The sequence below is a fragment of the Dyadobacter frigoris genome (assembly GCF_005280585.1).
Taxonomy (GTDB): domain Bacteria; phylum Bacteroidota; class Bacteroidia; order Cytophagales; family Spirosomataceae; genus Dyadobacter; species Dyadobacter frigoris.
In genome coordinates this window covers 753818-769765 of record NZ_SZVO01000002.1, presented here as the reverse complement: position 1 = coordinate 769765, position 15948 = coordinate 753818, and the positions used below count along the sequence as shown (strand labels likewise).

Annotated in this window: 13 protein-coding genes; 4 read left to right on the top strand and 9 right to left on the bottom strand. The window is 39.4% G+C overall.

What is annotated here, in order from left to right:
* Window positions 1-52: 52 nt before the first annotated feature.
* The 4 genes from FDK13_RS06900 to FDK13_RS06885 form a co-directional block, all read right to left on the bottom strand.
* Window positions 53-1996: a hypothetical protein gene (locus FDK13_RS06900; protein WP_137339235.1), complete on the bottom strand. Its 1944-nt coding sequence runs from the start codon at window positions 1994-1996 to the stop codon at window positions 53-55.
* Between the two features lie 35 nt (window positions 1997-2031).
* A complete protein-coding gene (locus tag FDK13_RS06895) occupies window positions 2032-3882 on the bottom strand; it encodes a 3-keto-alpha-glucoside-1,2-lyase-like domain-containing protein (RefSeq protein ID WP_229215928.1) in 1851 nt (616 codons plus the stop codon).
* A 425-nt stretch (window positions 3883-4307) separates the two neighbouring features.
* The gene (locus FDK13_RS06890; protein ID WP_137339234.1) at window positions 4308-5330 is read right to left on the bottom strand and encodes a LacI family DNA-binding transcriptional regulator; all 1023 of its coding nucleotides are present in this window, start codon (window positions 5328-5330) and stop codon (window positions 4308-4310) included.
* 116 nt (window positions 5331-5446) lie between these two features.
* Complete coding sequence (locus tag FDK13_RS06885) at window positions 5447-7774, bottom strand: GH92 family glycosyl hydrolase (protein ID WP_137339233.1); 2328 nt, start codon at window positions 7772-7774, stop codon at window positions 5447-5449.
* Between the two features lie 284 nt (window positions 7775-8058).
* Here FDK13_RS06885 and FDK13_RS06880 point away from each other — a divergent pair, with 284 nt between their 5' ends.
* A complete protein-coding gene (locus tag FDK13_RS06880; RefSeq protein WP_137339232.1) occupies window positions 8059-8823 on the top strand; it encodes a 3-keto-disaccharide hydrolase in 765 nt (254 codons plus the stop codon).
* A 79-nt stretch (window positions 8824-8902) separates the two neighbouring features.
* Here the strand turns inward: FDK13_RS06880 and FDK13_RS06875 are convergent, their stop codons facing one another.
* Both FDK13_RS06875 and FDK13_RS06870 read right to left on the bottom strand, forming a co-directional pair.
* On the bottom strand, window positions 8903-9604 hold the full coding sequence (locus FDK13_RS06875) for a hypothetical protein (protein ID WP_137339231.1): 702 nt from the start codon (window positions 9602-9604) through the stop codon (window positions 8903-8905).
* 230 nt (window positions 9605-9834) lie between these two features.
* Window positions 9835-10737 carry an EamA family transporter gene (locus tag FDK13_RS06870; protein WP_137339230.1) on the bottom strand — a complete coding sequence of 301 codons (903 nt, stop codon included), beginning with the start codon at window positions 10735-10737 and terminating at the stop codon, window positions 9835-9837.
* 270 nt (window positions 10738-11007) lie between these two features.
* Here FDK13_RS06870 and FDK13_RS06865 point away from each other — a divergent pair, with 270 nt between their 5' ends.
* Window positions 11008-12204, top strand: a complete 1197-nt coding sequence (locus FDK13_RS06865; protein ID WP_137339229.1) for a L,D-transpeptidase family protein — start codon at window positions 11008-11010, stop codon at window positions 12202-12204.
* Here the strand turns inward: FDK13_RS06865 and FDK13_RS06860 are convergent.
* Entirely contained in the window at window positions 12162-12953 is a 792-nt protein-coding gene (locus tag FDK13_RS06860) for a murein L,D-transpeptidase catalytic domain family protein (RefSeq protein WP_137339228.1), read from the bottom strand. The genes FDK13_RS06865 and FDK13_RS06860 overlap by 43 nt on opposite strands.
* A 430-nt stretch (window positions 12954-13383) precedes the next feature.
* Here FDK13_RS06860 and FDK13_RS06855 point away from each other — a divergent pair, with 430 nt between their 5' ends.
* Both FDK13_RS06855 and FDK13_RS06850 read left to right on the top strand, forming a co-directional pair.
* The gene (locus FDK13_RS06855) at window positions 13384-14061 is read left to right on the top strand and encodes a response regulator transcription factor (RefSeq protein ID WP_170982732.1); all 678 of its coding nucleotides are present in this window, start codon (window positions 13384-13386) and stop codon (window positions 14059-14061) included.
* 77 nt (window positions 14062-14138) lie between these two features.
* On the top strand, window positions 14139-14654 hold the full coding sequence (locus FDK13_RS06850; protein ID WP_137339226.1) for a hypothetical protein: 516 nt from the start codon (window positions 14139-14141) through the stop codon (window positions 14652-14654).
* 85 nt (window positions 14655-14739) lie between these two features.
* Here the strand turns inward: FDK13_RS06850 and FDK13_RS06845 are convergent, their stop codons facing one another.
* Together FDK13_RS06845 and tnpA are read right to left on the bottom strand one after the other, a co-directional pair.
* A complete protein-coding gene (locus FDK13_RS06845) occupies window positions 14740-15390 on the bottom strand; it encodes an IS3 family transposase (RefSeq protein WP_137339225.1) in 651 nt (216 codons plus the stop codon).
* 165 nt (window positions 15391-15555) lie between these two features.
* Window positions 15556-15933: an IS66 family insertion sequence element accessory protein TnpA gene (tnpA, locus tag FDK13_RS06840; RefSeq protein WP_137339224.1), complete on the bottom strand. Its 378-nt coding sequence runs from the start codon at window positions 15931-15933 to the stop codon at window positions 15556-15558.
* Between the last annotated feature and the right edge of the window lie 15 nt (window positions 15934-15948).

Here is a 15948-nt window from a genome sequence, read left to right as displayed (position 1 = left end):
AAGCAGGCCACCTCAATGAGAAGCGGCCTGCCAAAAATATTTTCTAAAATAATTATTTAGCCAAAGAATTGATCCAGGCGGCAATTTTCATTGCATCTCCTTTTGGAACCTGTGGCATTGGAGCCATCGGTGTAGCAAAATCCGGCCAGTTTTCTGGTTTTGGAGCGTAGATTAAATCAACGATCTGCTGATTGGTATACTTACGTTTCGCTACATCAACATAAGCAGGACCTACTACTTTTTTGTCGGTTGCATGGCAAGCCAGACAAGTATTTTTAGTTAATAAAGGTTTAACTTCTTCCCACGTTGGTGCTTTTGCAGCCGATGCAGTTTTCGCTGGCGCGGCTTTTCCTTTTCCGTCCGGAGAAATATGTTCTTTTACTGGTGCAGCTTCCGTTTCTTTTACATTTCCTGATCTTGTCGTTTTCAAATCAGCGGCTTTCAATTTCTCGCCGTCAGGAATATTGTTCAATGTATAATAAGCATCCGGGTGAACAAGTGACCAGTAATTTCCGGCAGCACGTACACCTTCAAGCTGAATTTTGTGAACATAATACTGACGCATTCCTTCCAGAACAATTCTCACTTTTTTGCCATCTTCCGATACTTTCACTCCTTTTACAGTTACTTCTTCTGTGTTGATCGGAGGGCTCCCGTATACAGGATAATGTTTGTACAAATAGCTGCTCACTTTGTAAGAATCAAGATCTTCCGCAGATTTACGGTCAACCGGCAACGTGAATTCAATTTCAAAACCGTCTGGCTGTGCTTTAACCGTATACATTTCAAATGGCATTTTACCATTCCAAACCAGACGTTGCAATCCCTGGTTAGCATCACCTGCTGAACCCCATCCACGGTTTGTTTCACCCACGAACATAGAGCCGTCTTTGTCAAAAGCCATACGCAAAACACCTGATTGGAATCCGCTGCGGAAACCGATCGATGCACCCTGATATTCACCTTTTACTTTTTCAAGAACCAGACGCATGATGTTACTTTGTCCCTGATCACCCACGAAAACCTGGCCTGTAAATGGACCAAAGCCACCTTTTGTTTCGTCCATGATCAATTCAGAAGTCGAAACTCCGTGAACACCGTATGGCAACCAAACAGCCGGAAGCTGAACCATTGGATATTTTTCTTTCAACTGATACAAAAACTGCGGTGTTTCGTTACGCGTATTTTCAGGTTTGATCGCGCGGTCGTTTGCATCTCTTTCTTTGCGGTTATCGCGTTCTGCAAAGAATTGTTTTTCAGTAAGTTTAACAGGAGAATTTGGTAATTCAGCCCATTTTAAACCAGCGGGATGACCCATAAATCCACCTTTTTTCACAGGAAAAACGCCACCGGTTCCCATCCAGTCACCCTGGTTGTCGGTATACCAAAGTTCGCCAGCCAACATACTGATACCGGCAGGGGAGCGAACACCCGTTGCGTAAGGCTCAAACTTTCCATCCGGCGTGATACGGAAAATCCATCCACGGCCTGGAACACGGCTTTCGCCTCTCCACCACTCTTCGTCACCAAAGGCTACGTTTCCACTCACGAAAAAGCTTCCGTCTGGAGCAACTTTCGGGCCAAAAGAATATTCGTGGTAATGTCCTGATAATGGCCAGGCGTAAACTGTTTCGTAAATATCCGCTTTTCCATCACCGTTTTTGTCGATCAGTTTTGTCAATTCGCCACGTTGTGCGCAATACAAAACACCGTCTTTGTAAGCAAGGCCAAGAATTTCGTGAAGTCCTGTTGCGAATTTCCTGAAATAAGGTGTGCGGCTCGTCGGGTTATCCACGATCCACACATCTCCGCGGCGTGTTGAAATTCCCAAAGATCCGTTTGGCAAACTAGTCAAACCACCCACTTCCAATACAATTCCCTCAGGAATCGGCGGCGTGATGATTTTGTAAAAATCCTCCTCTTTCGGCGATTCCTGAGCTTTTACCATCGGTAGAGCCGCCAAAATGATTAATGCTATTTGAGCAATTTTTTTCATTGTTATTATCAGCTTATAGCTTTGATTACTTTGATTTAGAATAAGATGGCATATTTCAGATCACCATTTTTCACCGGAACAATCAGTTCCTGGTTTCCATTGACAGTTCTGATCTCAGGTTTCACCGTTTTGTCGGTAATCTGGATAAAGTACGCTTTGTTGTTAACCGCATAAAGGCCTTCCGAAACTTTTTCGATTGAAGTACCTTCTGCCAGTTTCGCTACAAGATCTTTTGCCGGATTTGTAACTTTTACTTCACGTTCAAAATATTGATCGTTAACAACCGAAAGATGATCCGAAACCGTTGAACCGAAAGCCAGATAATTGAAAGTAGGAGCGTCTGAATCATCCAATGAATATCCTTTTGGACGGTAGCCGCTTCCGGTCGTATCAGCCACCCAGGCAGATTGTCCGTTGATTTTTCCTAGTAACATATCATTTCCTAAAAGCGTAACGCTGCCACGTGGACGGGAAGATCCATCTCCACGGTCGTGCCACATTGGCGTTGCGTCAAGGAACTCTCCACGCCAAACCTGTAAAACAGCACCTTTTTCAAGGTCATAGGTATAATGCAGGTTTGAAGGACTTCCTACTGAAACTGCGTGTACGATACGGATATTTTTTGCTGTCGGAGTTTTTTTGAAATCCATGAAACTGCGCATTACTGTGTTAGTAGGAGCTGTCACAAGAATTGGATCAACACCGCCGCCTGTCGCACCGGAACTCAAAGTGTTCAAAGAAGTTTCTCTGAAACCAGGGCCGGAAACCCAAAGTCCAAGAACCGGTTTCATCCAGCCTTCTGTTTTGTTGTTGAAAAGTTCAATGGTATGATCGCCTGCTGCTAATGTTGTTTTTGCCTGGCGGAAGCTGTTGTTATCTCTTCCTTCTAATGGAAGAACATCTTTGCCGTCAATTTTAACATATGAATTACCGGCAGCCTGTAATCTGAAATTATATTCACCTGCCGTTGGTGCATTATATTTTCCGTTATAAACGAAAGAGTAGTTGTTCGCTTCTTTCAAAATCTCCCAGGTAAGCGCGTCTGTCTTTCCTGATTCAGCTACTTTTTGTTTTGATAAATCCTCTTTTTCAGACAGATTTCCGTAGTAAGTTTTGTAGGTAAGGTCTGATAACGTTCCCGGCTTTTTGTCAAAATTATTGATCACAATATTTTTGATAGCCAATGAACCGTGGTCACCCTGAATACGGATAGGGCCCATCGCTACATCTTCTGCTGTGAGAGAACCGCGTGTAGGGCCGCTCACGGCAACATTTTCATGGATAAGAACGCCGTTCAGAATTATTTTCAAGAACACAGCGTTTGAAATTTTCTTTCCGCTCGCATCGAAACGAGGAGCCTGATAAGAAATTTTAATATTTTGCCACAAACCAGGTGCTTTGGCTACATTAAAACGAGGTGCATAACCTTCGTAACCTTTTTCGCCTTCCGGTTTTGAATCGTTCCAGCGTTCATAAATTCCGCCATTGTCGTTGTATTTGGCTGTTTTTTTGCCCCAGCTATCAAAAAGCTGAACTTCATAATTTCCCTGAAGATAGATACCGGAGTTGGATTCTTTTGTCAACATAAAATCCATTTCAATATCCAGATCTCCATGTTTGAAGTTTGATATCAATTCGTATTCCTGGCCGTATTTTCCTTTTTCGTGAATAGAGGCTAAAACTCCTTTACCGGGTTTGGTATTCAAAACATTGACTTTGGAAATATCAACAGAGGCGTCACCTACAATTTTCCAATTGCCGGCTTTGTTCGTAAATGCGCTAAGGTCGTTCAGAGGAATAGCCTCCTGTGCAAAAGCAGATTGCACGGCTATCACTCCCAGACCCCAGGCGATAAATTGTAAAAAGAAACTGTTAGGTTTAAACATACAAAAAGTAAGCTTAATAGGTTTATAGATAAAAAGAGGTACAAATTACGATATAAGAATCGGGAAAATCACATTTCTTTTCAGGTGAAAAAACATTTATCAATCATTTTAACACACTATTCCATAATACATAAGGAAAATTTCAGGTTGAATTATTTTCAATCAGAACCTTCTTAAAATCAAATACGATTAGTCTGAATATTAACAGATCCAACTTGCGGTTTGTTTAAATGAACCGCTGTTGGATCTGCCGGAAAAAGTTAAACGTAAGGAATAATTATGTCTTGATGATTTTGGGCATCTTTTTCAGAGGAATTTGCAAGGTGATTTTAGCTTTCAACACTAAATCGGTTTAGCAAACTTACTTAGATATTAATAATTTTTCAATAGCAGTTATGAAAATTACATTTTAGCAGCAAGGATTTTCAGTAAACCGTTTTTGTTGAGGATTCCCGGATAATCAATTGGGCAGGAAGAATGATTTCGTGAATATCGGTATCTTTTTCTTGTAAAGCATTCAGCATAAGCCGGATAATATGTGTGGAAAGCTCAGGTACGGGCTGTGCTACAACTGTAATGGAAGGGCTGTAAAATTTAAAGAGATCCTGATCGTCAAAGGAAACTACGGCAATATCGGCCGGAATATTTAGCTTCAGACTTTTAATCGCCTGCAAACCCCAGACACCGATATAGTTGGTAGAAAAGAAGACAGCGTCTATTTCTTTATTGGTACTTAAAAAAGAAGCGATCTCGCTGACATTATTTTCGGGGGTGTAGTAGAAATTTAGTTTTTTGACAAATGATTTGATTCCTGAATCTGCAATGGCCTTTTCATAACCAGCCAAACGGTCAGCCATTTGAGTCTGATCGGAATTAATTGTTACAAAAGCGATATTTTTAAAACCATTGGAGATCAAATGATTAATTGCCTGAGAAGTGCTGTTCAGGTTTTCGATCCCAACATAATTGCATTTTAATTTTGGCAAGTTTCTGTCAATCAAAACGACAGGGATCTCTTCATTAATAAGGGATTGTATTTCATTTTCAATGCCTTCGGGCGGCGTAATAATGTAGCCGTCGATGGATCTGTCGCGGAAAAGCCGGATGAGTTCGATGGCTTTTTCTGTTTTGTTATCCGTGCTGCAATAAATAATCCGGTAACCTTTGCTATGCGCTTCTTCCTCGATCAATCTTGCAACCTGGGCAAAAAGAAGGTTGTTGGAAATATCTTCCACCATCAGACAAATGATTTTAGATTTGCCGGTCCGCAATCCCTGAGCCATCATATTAGGTTTGAAATTTACCTCTTCGACAAACTTCAACACCTTTTCTGTTAGCGCTTCACTTATTCTTTTTTCCCTGGCCTTACCGTTCAGAATGAAAGAAACCGTCGTAATTGATATTCCCAATTCTTTTCCGATATCCCGAATGGAAAGTTTTTTACTCATTTTAAATAGGGGCGGACGTTAATTTTAATAAAATAGAAATTCACTAAAAACGTGGTTCTCAATGAATTTTTACTCCTATATTTTTATGTAAAAAATTCAGAAAGCAATATACACAATCATTTCTTAACTGATTCTGCTGTTACTCTTTTCTTATTCGGCTTGGCGCCCATAAAGAAATTAATCTTGCCGCCATCCATGATTTCCGCATGAGTGATGTAATTACGTGTCAGAACTTTACCATTCAGTTCAATTTTCTGAACATAAACATTTTTGTCGCTCTGGTCTTTTACATCAATTTCAAAAGTATTGCCATTTTCAAGATTAAGCTTCGCATTTTGTACCGTCGGACTGGTGAAAATATATTGATCAGAACCAGGCGCAACAGGATAAAAACCTAGTGAACTGAAAATAAACCAGGCGCTCATTTGTCCGAAGTCATCATTTCCCCCCAAACCATCCACCGACGATTTGTACATCGCTTTCAAAATCATCCGGGTTTTTTCTTCCGTTTTCCACGGTTGGTCCAGCCAGTTGTATAAATAAGCTACGTGGTGAGATGGCTCGTTTCCGTGAACATAATTTCCAATAATACCATCGCGGGAAATATCTTCTGTATTTTCAAAATATTTATCCGGCAAATTCATACTGAAAAGTGAATCCAGGTGTGCCGTAAAACGTTTTTTTCCACCCATCAGCTCGATCATATCGGCCGGTGCCTGTGGAACGTACAAACTGTAATTCCAGGAATTTCCCTCAATAAAACCTTGTCCGTGCGTATCCAGCGGATCAAAGTTTTTTCTCCATGAACCATCATCTAATTTCGGGCGCATGAAACCGATGGATGCGTCATATACATTTTTGTAGTTACCAGCACGTTTAATGAACTCTTCATAAATGTCAGTGCGGTTCAGTTTTTTAGCCATTTGTGCGATACACCAGTCGTCATATGCATATTCCAAGGTTTTGGAAACGGACGATGAATTTTTGTCGTCCGGCACAAAACCTTTTTCCATATAGTAATTCAGTCCGTCATAATATTTATTTCTCGCTGTTGTCACACAAGCGTCCAAGGCTTTATTGACATCAAAATTTGCATTGCCTTTAATCACCGCATCCGCAATAACAGGAACCGAATGGTAACCGATCATACACCAGTTTTCATTTCCATAATGCGACCATACCGGCAGCATTTTATGCACACTTTGATTATAATGTGCCAGCATAGATTTGATCATATCCGTGTTTCTGGCAGGCTGCAAAACATTGAAAAGCGGATGTAGTGTTCTGTAAGTATCCCAAAGTGAGAAACTTGTGTAGTTTGTGAAACCATCTGTTTTGTGCACACTTTGGTCAATTCCTTTGTAGGAGCCATCAACGTCCATGTAAGTTGTTGGTCCTGAAAATGAATGATACATCGCGGTGTAAAAATTCACCTTGTCATCTTCATTGATCGCTTTGATCGCAACTTTATTAAATTCTTTGTTCCAAAGTACCTGCCCTTCCTGTTTTACACGATCAAAATCCCAATGCGGAATTTCAGCGTTCATATTCGCTAATGCGCCTTCTGTACTTACCGGAGAAATGGCGAATTTGATCTTGATTTTCTCATTTTCAGCAGTCTGGAAATCGAAATACATTTTCAGGTTTTTTCCGGCAACTTCCGGGAAATTATGCGCCTGATCGAATTTGCCCCAAAAACCTTTGTAGACATTTTTATCGTCAATTCTGGTTCCGTAATTCTTGAAAGGTTTACTGAAAGTCATCGCGAAATAAACGATCCGCGTTCTGGCCCAGCCGTTTGTCTGGCGAAATCCGGTGATCAGCGTATCATTTTCAACGCGGACGAAAGTCCAGACATTTTTATTGTCATATTGATATAGTCCCGCAACCAAATCCAGGATCACATGCGCCTCATCTGATTTTGGAAAAGTATACTGATGCATACCAACGCGATTGCTGGCGGTTAATTCTGCAGTAATATTATGATCGTCGAGTTTTACCTTATAGTAAGCAGGTTCTGCAATTTCGTTTTTGTGAGAAAAAGCTGAACGGTAGCCGCTTTCAGGTTTTTCTTCCGTGCCAGGATTTAATTGCAGTTTTCCGGTGGTTGGCATAATCAGGAAATCTCCCAGATCCGAATGTCCCGTTCCGCTGAAATGCGTGTGGCTGAAACCTACGATTGTTTTGCTGTCGTATTGATAACCCGCGCAGAATCTGTAAACATCCGCATTGTATTTCCCATTGACACCGTAAGGCAAAGTATCGGTATCAGGGCTTAACTGAACCATTCCGAAAGGAACGGTCGCGCCCGGATACGTATGTCCCATTTTGGCCGTTCCAACCAGCGGATGTGCATAAGGGACGAAATTTTCTGTTCCTTTTTGCCCGAAAGAAGTTAGCGAGGTAAATAAAAAGGCAGTTGAAAAAAGTTTTGTCAGGGTCATTTTACTGTTATCATTTATAAAAAATAAGGGCATAAACTTGAAGGTCAGTATTTAACTTTATGTTAAAAGTAGATATAAATCGATTTAGCAAACACAACAGCAATTTATATTTTTAAAATTTGTGCTAATTATGCAATTTAAGACACGTAAATTTGAAATCTCTGACCGAAATTCACGTTTTCATGAGCCTGTCAATGGAAGGAATTGGCGCCCAGGTTAAAAATCATGAGTAAATCAGTTCTTTTTGAATCTTATAATCCCAAATAAAAATCGATTGATAATCTATGAAAAAAATTACAATGATCGTGGCTGGTATATTGACAACTGCCGCATCGTATGCACAATTACAGCCCTCGAAACAAACTCCTGAATCTAGCGAATTATGGACTCCGGTTCCTCGTCTTGTTACGCCTGGAAAAGCTGCTGCTACCGGTTACGGTTTTTCAGCGCCTTCAGATGCGATCGTTTTATTTGATGGTAAAAATCTTGATCAATGGGTTTCTGGCAATGAAGGCGGCGGTGCTGCACCATGGACCGTTGCCGATGGCGCATTAACTTGTGCTCCTAAAAAAGGCGATATCGTTACTAAGCAAAGTTTCTCAGATTATCAGCTTCATATCGAATGGCGTGCTCCTGCAAAAGTTGAAGGAAACAGCCAGGGACGTGGAAACAGCGGGATTTTTATGCAGGGAATTTATGAGCTTCAGGTACTTGACAGCTACAATAACCCAACCTATGTAAACGGACAGGCTGGTTCTATTTACAAACAAACAATGCCGTTGGTTAACCCGGTTGTAGGGCCTGGTGAATGGCAGACTTACGATGTAGTTTATACTGCACCGCATTTCAACAAAGATGGTCAGATGGTAATTCCTCCATACATCACAGTTCTTTTGAACGGTGTTTTGGTTCAAAATCATACAGCGATACAGGGAACAACACCTTACATTGGGCAGCCGATGATCACGCCTCACGGACCTGGCCCGATCAAATTACAGGATCACAACAACACGACTAGCTTCCGTAATATCTGGATCAGAGAAATCTAGTATCTGAAAATATTTCAATGAAAAACGGATGTCAGAAATGGCATCCGTTTTTCGTTTTTATCAATATTGAATTAACCACTTATATTTCGCTGCAAAATTGCAGGAGCAGTTTTAATTGGTCTTCGTTTTTAAAATCGATATCATTTTTTCGAAGAAATTCTGTTAATACATCTTGCTGTTTTGCATAGATCTTTGAGAAACCGGATCTTTTGGCAACATGAAAATTGCGGTTCTGATCAATCAGGTAATAGGTGGTTTTGTATTTATATTCCGGATGTGACGCATTATTCTGCCACTGAAATTCCCCGTTTTGGTTATTAATCAATAGAGAAGAAGGAATTGCACTTTCACTGGTAGCCGTTAATTTTCTTTCCGACATATTCGCTGAATTTCCTTTTACTGCCAGGTATCTCTTTTTTGCCAAAAACACATTATTGAAATTTCCAACAACTTCCATTTCTCCGTTTTTGAGCTGACTGTAAAAGATATTTTCTCCAATGGAAATGTGATCGATGAATTCTTTGTTCGTGATCAGCAGCGTATCGCGGTTGGTAGCGATATACTGGACTTCACCGTGCAGATAGTTATAATTGAGTTTTACCCTCGTATGTTTTCCATTTTTGAAAAAAACTTTGCCGTCTTTAAATTCTTCAAACTGATAAACTCCTTTGGGGGAAACAGAAATCCTTTTGCTTTCTTTTTCTGAGCCGGAAGGCATTGTTTGAGAAATAAGATCAGAGGCCGGAACTGATAGCAATAGCACAAATAGCAAAGTTTTCATATAGAGGATTGTTTTAGTTGGAAATTACAAACTTTCAAAAATCAGGCACTGATAACGATTACTTTTTAGCGGCAAACACAAAAATGATGGTTTGACTTAAAGATGTGATTTGTAACTTTTTATACCCCTTTTTACAAAAGGATTTGTTAGATAGGAAAGAGTGATCCACTGTATATGTTTGTGGATGTAAGGAAGTGACGATGTGAAGTGAATATGGGAATTTCTAAATTTCAAAGAGCCGCAAACTCCTTCTTACTTTTAAAAATATGATTCTTATTAAACATAACAATTGCAACCAGAATTAATCCATAAGCAGCTAACTGTAATCCCGTAATTTCTTCTTTGAAATAAAATACTGCGATAAAGAAACCGATCAGTGGATTGATATAAAGCAGAATCCCCATCGTTGAAGAATTGACACCTTGCAAAGCATATAAATTCATGAAGAGTGGAACAATTGTAAATACAATCGCGATGACTGCAATCATTAAATAAAACGAAGTTTCACTGGGAATATCCGCACTATAAGTCGGGTAAAATGGAAGTAGAAGCAGAGACGAAAACAGGATTTGAAAAGTTAGCAGCAGGAATTTGTCAAATCCAGTACTTTTTCTTTGACTTACCAAATATAGCGCATAGGAAATCGCGATGATCAGGCTGTATAAAAGATCTGTTACGTGGCCGATTGATAAGAGCGAGCAGCTGAAAGCACTTAATGCGACGGCTGCCCATTGCCAGCGATTCAGTTTTTCATGCAAAATAAAATAAGCCAGAACGGTCGTCAGGATTGGACAAACCAGATAAGCCAGCGATCCGGCTTTTACGCTGATATGATTGATTGCATAAATAAAAAAGAACCAGTTTCCGGTCAGCAGCAAACCTCCAAGCAAGGTTACAACGACAACTTCTCTTTTCTTTTTCTGATTCAAGGATTTGAAAAACGCATAATTTTCTCTCAAAACTTTTTGTCTGAAAACCAGGCTGATAACCAGCATCAGCACAGCGCAAAAGAAAACACGGTAAAACAAAATATCCAGGGATGCATAGTCATGTAAAGCTTTAAGCGCAAAACTGAAAAATCCCCAGATAGTAAATGATGAAAGCGCCGTGATGTAATATTTTGAAGATTTCATTCCAATCGATTCATTGAGAGCCACAAAATTAAAAGATGTGAGCGAGTTCCTAGATAAACCTGTTTGAAGAAGTTTCGTTCCGTGTAAGCGATCCGGAATCGAATAAATTCTTGTTTATTAATTTCCCCATATTTTCGGAGAAATAAAGTTGAATAAATAACCAATGTAATTTAACTGGTTATTATTTAGTACTTTATCCATACAAGCACTCGTTTGTGATACTTAGCACGACAATTTTATTAAGTTAAGCAGGACTATTATTTATTACTTATGCGATTATCTTCTGGTTTAGCCCGGTCAAAATACATTTCGATTTCCATTCTGCTTGTCTTTGCTATGCTTCAATCTTGTAAAAAGGATGTTGAAAAAATGACGAAACAAGAGCTTGTGAAAGAATTAAGCAAAGAAAAAAAATATGCTGAACTTCTGGAATATGCGGGAAATACAGGAATCAAAACGGAGAAATTTGCTTTTAAAGAATCGGACGCGCCGGTATTTGCGTTGCTCGAAGAAACCGGTTATGGTCATCAGCCTTCTTTGAGGTATATCAATAAAAAGGTAAAAGCAGATACGGTTGATTTAAAAGAGGCTGCAATTGCTTTGGTAAAAGGGGAATCTTTGGAAAAGGTAATGGAAAAACTGGAACCTGAATATCCGGTTTATAAAAATCTGAAACGCCATTATGCAAGATTAATTACTGAAAATAAAAAGGATAGCGCCGCCTTGGTTGCAGAATCTATCAATGCCTACCGTTGGATACACAGACAGGCTGGGGATGCCCCGCGATTGGTTATGGTCAATATCCGTGGTGCATACCTTACGGGAATGGATGCGGATGGAAAAGATGTGATCACAATGCGCACCGTTGCAGGAAAACGGGATACACCAACGCCAACGATTGATACCTATGCTACAAGCATCGTGACGCACCCATATTGGAACGTTCCGAAAAGTATTGCGATAAAAGAAATTTTTCCGAAAGCGGCCAAAGATGAAGATTATCTGTCGAGAAATAAAATAGAAGTAATTGATAAAAAAGGAGAGGTTGTTGACCCAGAGGATGTTGATTGGGAGTCGATGACGCCCGAAGAATTTCCTTATCGTTTTCGTCAGGAAACCGGAGGAGATAATTCGCTGGGGTTATTAAAAGTCGAAATTAAAAATCCGCTTGCCATCTATTTGCACGATACCAACGCCCGTTACCTTTTCAATACAGACCAAAGATGGAGAAGTCACGGATGTGTCAGAGTACAGCATCCGACGGAACTTGCCAATTTTATGGCAGGCGAGGAATTACTGGATAATGATTCGTTGATGGAACCGGATACCATTTCAATTCCTCCAAAATGGCATAAATTAAAAAGAAGAATTCCCGTATTCCTTTTATACCTCGGAGCTGATTGTAACGAAAAAGGGGATCTGCTTTATTTTGCTGACGTGTATAAAAGGGATTCTCCCCAAGTCTGACCTTTTTCTTTGATCAGATTGATGCCGGATAATAATGCCGAAGATTTGAAATAACGTGGGTTTTGAGAATAAATAAATAGCCCGGCTCCGTCGTATAAAAGCTGGATCAGTTTTTTGCTGTCAGCGATAGAAACGGCGGGGCATCCCTGGCTTCTTCCCAAACGACCTGTGTTTTTGATAAAATCTTCACTCACATAATCGGCACCGTGCATTACGATGGCGCGTTCATAGGCGCGGTCGTTGATACCTTTTTCCAAACCTTCCAGACGCAGGGAAAGTCCGTGTTTGCCCTGATAAGTTCCTAATGTCCGGTAAAAACCCAGGCTGGATTGAAAGGAAGAATTATCATTCGAAAAGTTTTTGGCATACTCCTGACCTGAGTTTCTGCCATGAGCAACAAAGGTATTCAGTATCAGTTTTTTCTTGATAAGATCGATAACATATAGCCTTTTTTTACAGGACGACTGGCTGAAATCGGCAATGGCCATGATCTGTTTGTCAAGCTTCATTTTATGGAATCCGTACCATGCATACAAAAATGCAGTCTCGGAAAGACCTTGATTTTTAAGATCAAGAGAATCATACAAAGTTGCCCATTCCGGTTTTGCAACGGAATCAGAATTAACAGAAACGGTATCTTTTTGAATCTGGTAAGAAGAAGAAACGAAAAGGGGATTAATTTTTTGAAAGCCAAAGGAAACGCTAAGCGCAACAACCATTACTAAAACTACAACCTGTGCTTTTGTCATCTTGAATACTTAATGGTTTGAAATAAGATTCAGTTAAGAGGACCGGGAATACGGTATGTCACAAAACGTTGTAAAAGGAAAAAGCTTGTTTCCGGTTAGGAAATACATTTCAACGTGTGTGTTTATTTAACATAACATCTGCCGGAATTGGTTCCGAAGTATCATTGGAAGCCTTTCATTTAAAGTGAAGTTTTGTTTGAAAATTATAAGTAACAGGATTTAAATTTATGTAAAAAAATGCCTTTTAAGATCGATAATCCCTTTTTGCAACAATATTTCATTATTTCTTCAAGTACCTAAATCTATGTAGTTAATTTTAACGTAAATACTAAATATTTCAATTGCTGATCATTCAATTGGACGACAGGAATTTTATTTACATCAATTTTTTAGAGTATCCGGTGATATTTTGCCCGTACAGTAAATGAATATGAAGAAATGGAGGATATTAGTTGCAGACAGTCATACAATTATCAGAATTGGACTGTTACAGTTGGTAAGTGAAAATTTTGTTAGTGAAGAACTCATTGAGGCAAGGTCTGCCAATGAAACATTACTTGCGATACGAGCAAATCCCAGTCTTGACCTGATAATAATCGGGACAAATCTTGGGCAGCTTGATGAGCTTATTGGTAAAATTCGGGAACTGTCAACAAAGGTCCGGATTTTAGTATTTGCTAAAAATCTCCATTATCCACATGCAATCAGTTACTTGATAGCAGGGACAAATGGTTTTCTGACTCAGAATGCGTCTGCTGAGGAAATAACCAAAGCGGTTGTAAAAGTACTTGGCAATGAACGGTATTTATGTCTGGAATTACTGGAAGCAATGGCTCAGGAGACTTTTCTGAATAATGTGCACCGGAGAAAAATTTCGCCTCATAAAAATAAAACGGATACACCCAGTTCTTTGAATGACAAGCTTTCAAAAAGACAAAAAGAAATTGTTGATTATCTGATCAAGGGAGAATCTGTGTCCGCTATTGCAATCCATCTTAATATAAAAATTTCTACCGTTGGAACTCATAAATCCATCGTTTTTGAGAAACTTGGCGTTAAAAATGTCCTTGAACTTGTTGAGATGTACTATGGAGATCTCGTTGTTTGAAAGATAAATCTTTGAGTCGGTGGCATGATATTGCTATATCCTTTACTAAAATATCAAATCACTATAACCGGGAATAAATGGGAAATGAAACTACTCCTTTCAAAAGACAATGGGCAAAATGGAGATTTATCGGATTGGCTATAATCGCGCTTGCGATCTTCGTCAAGTTTTTTGTTCTGAAGGATGAGGAAGAGGAAACACTGGCGCCAATTGTAGAAGTGGATATCAGTAAAGTGGCTTTCAAAAGTGAAAAGGAAGTTGAAGCGGTTCTTGGAAAAGGCAAGCTTGACAGTTATTGGCGGGATGCCAATGCAGGCTGTGATAAATGTCCCAAGGTGATTTACAGGGATGGTAAAATAGAAATTATTTACATCAATGAAATCGCTGACCGGATCACAATTAATAATCTTTCGGAGTATGCTTTTAAAAATCACGTTGTTCTTGGACTGCTGGATTTGAAAAGAGACATCGATCCAAGTTTTGAAAACGATGAGGTAAAGCGTTGGGATAATTATGAAAAATACACCCAGATCGCTGCTTTCGCTAAAAAAGATAAAATTGAATACATATTGATAAAAAGCAAATCAAAATAATCTCGCGTTATAATAGAGTGAAAAGAAGTCTTCTTTTAAAAGAGGACTTCTTTTGTTTGCTCTTTCCGCTTAAAAACTGGACTTATTACGCAGCGATTTGAAAGTTAAAATATTCTTTTGGTGTTTTCATTTTTAAAGCTGAATGGGGAGCAAAATTATTATATTCATCTACCCATTTTTGTATTTGTGACATCACAACAGTTGGATTATCGAGACAATTTTCAAAGACGTAATCTCTTTTAAAAGTACCATTTAGTGCTTCACACATCCCGTTTGATTGTGGTGAGTATGTCGGTGTATTACAATCTTCAATATTCCATTGTTTAAGACTTTTTCTCAGATTTTTCTCTATATATTCCGGTCCATTATCATGTAGTAATTGAAGCTGTCCTTTTGGCGGTATACTTTCACCAAATCTCTCAAATAAGGCATTCTGTACTAATAATTCGATATCACATCCTTGAATATGCATGCCTGCTTTCCAGCTAATAATTGATCTGTCACAACAGTCGATCAGAAAGGCCAGTCGAAGCTTTTGACCATTCCAGCACTTAATGGACGTTATATCGCTAGCCCATCTTGTATTGGATTTATCAACAGCTATTTTTCCAGTATGAACCCTGCTGTTTCCTCTGGTTCGAAACCGTCTTAATAGTAAACCTTCCTCTTTCATAAAGCGGTGAACCATATATTTGGATAATGTAACACCATAATCCCTTTGTAAAATAGCTCGCACGAGGTGTTCCGTAGGTTGACTTCATGCTTGATATTGATCGAATATGAGCCTTAACCGCATCTGAAAGGTGTTTTTTTACAATTTTCTTTCTCATAGGGTAAGGCTTGGGTTGGTAATAGATGCTGGATTTGGCAACTCCCAATATTTTGATAATCCGATTCATACTTAATCCGAATTCCCTGGATAGCGATTCAACTGCCGGTTTCGTTGTTGATCCATCTCCAGCTTTTTTTTTAGAACCTTTATGTCAAGTGTGGCCTCTCCCAAAGCCTTCTTAAGTTCATCATTTTCTCGTCGCAGGACTTCTAATTCCGTTTTAGAGTGCAGCTGACCATCATTTTTTATACTCATAACTGCTCCTGATTTTGCATCCTTACGCCATTTATACAACTGGCTTGATATTAGACCATGCCGACGACAAAACTCGGGACAAGACAAGCCAGATAATTCCCATTCTTCTACTAAGTAAGCTTTTTGTTGCGAGGTAAGCAATTTTCTTCCTGATGAACTCAGGCGTGCATTCTTAATCATTTCTGATACCATTTTGTTTCTCGTTTG

What these genes read in the sequence shown, in the direction of transcription:
- FDK13_RS06895 (WP_229215928.1), bottom strand. Translation starts at nt 3,882, where the DNA reads ATGTTTAAACCTAACAGTTTCTTTTTACAATTTATCGCCTGGGGTCTG.
- FDK13_RS06880 (WP_137339232.1), top strand. Translation starts at nt 8,059, where the DNA reads ATGAAAAAAATTACAATGATCGTGGCTGGTATATTGACAACTGCCGCA.
- FDK13_RS06885 (WP_137339233.1), bottom strand. Translation starts at nt 7,774, where the DNA reads ATGACCCTGACAAAACTTTTTTCAACTGCCTTTTTATTTACCTCGCTA.
- FDK13_RS06890 (WP_137339234.1), bottom strand. Translation starts at nt 5,330, where the DNA reads ATGAGTAAAAAACTTTCCATTCGGGATATCGGAAAAGAATTGGGAATA.
- FDK13_RS06850 (WP_137339226.1), top strand. Translation starts at nt 14,139, where the DNA reads ATGGGAAATGAAACTACTCCTTTCAAAAGACAATGGGCAAAATGGAGA.
- FDK13_RS06865 (WP_137339229.1), top strand. Translation starts at nt 11,008, where the DNA reads ATGCGATTATCTTCTGGTTTAGCCCGGTCAAAATACATTTCGATTTCC.
- FDK13_RS06860 (WP_137339228.1), bottom strand. Translation starts at nt 12,953, where the DNA reads ATGACAAAAGCACAGGTTGTAGTTTTAGTAATGGTTGTTGCGCTTAGC.
- FDK13_RS06875 (WP_137339231.1), bottom strand. Translation starts at nt 9,604, where the DNA reads ATGAAAACTTTGCTATTTGTGCTATTGCTATCAGTTCCGGCCTCTGAT.
- FDK13_RS06900 (WP_137339235.1), bottom strand. Translation starts at nt 1,996, where the DNA reads ATGAAAAAAATTGCTCAAATAGCATTAATCATTTTGGCGGCTCTACCG.
- FDK13_RS06855 (WP_170982732.1), top strand. Translation starts at nt 13,384, where the DNA reads ATGAAGAAATGGAGGATATTAGTTGCAGACAGTCATACAATTATCAGA.
- tnpA (WP_137339224.1), bottom strand. Translation starts at nt 15,933, where the DNA reads ATGGTATCAGAAATGATTAAGAATGCACGCCTGAGTTCATCAGGAAGA.
- FDK13_RS06870 (WP_137339230.1), bottom strand. Translation starts at nt 10,737, where the DNA reads ATGAAATCTTCAAAATATTACATCACGGCGCTTTCATCATTTACTATC.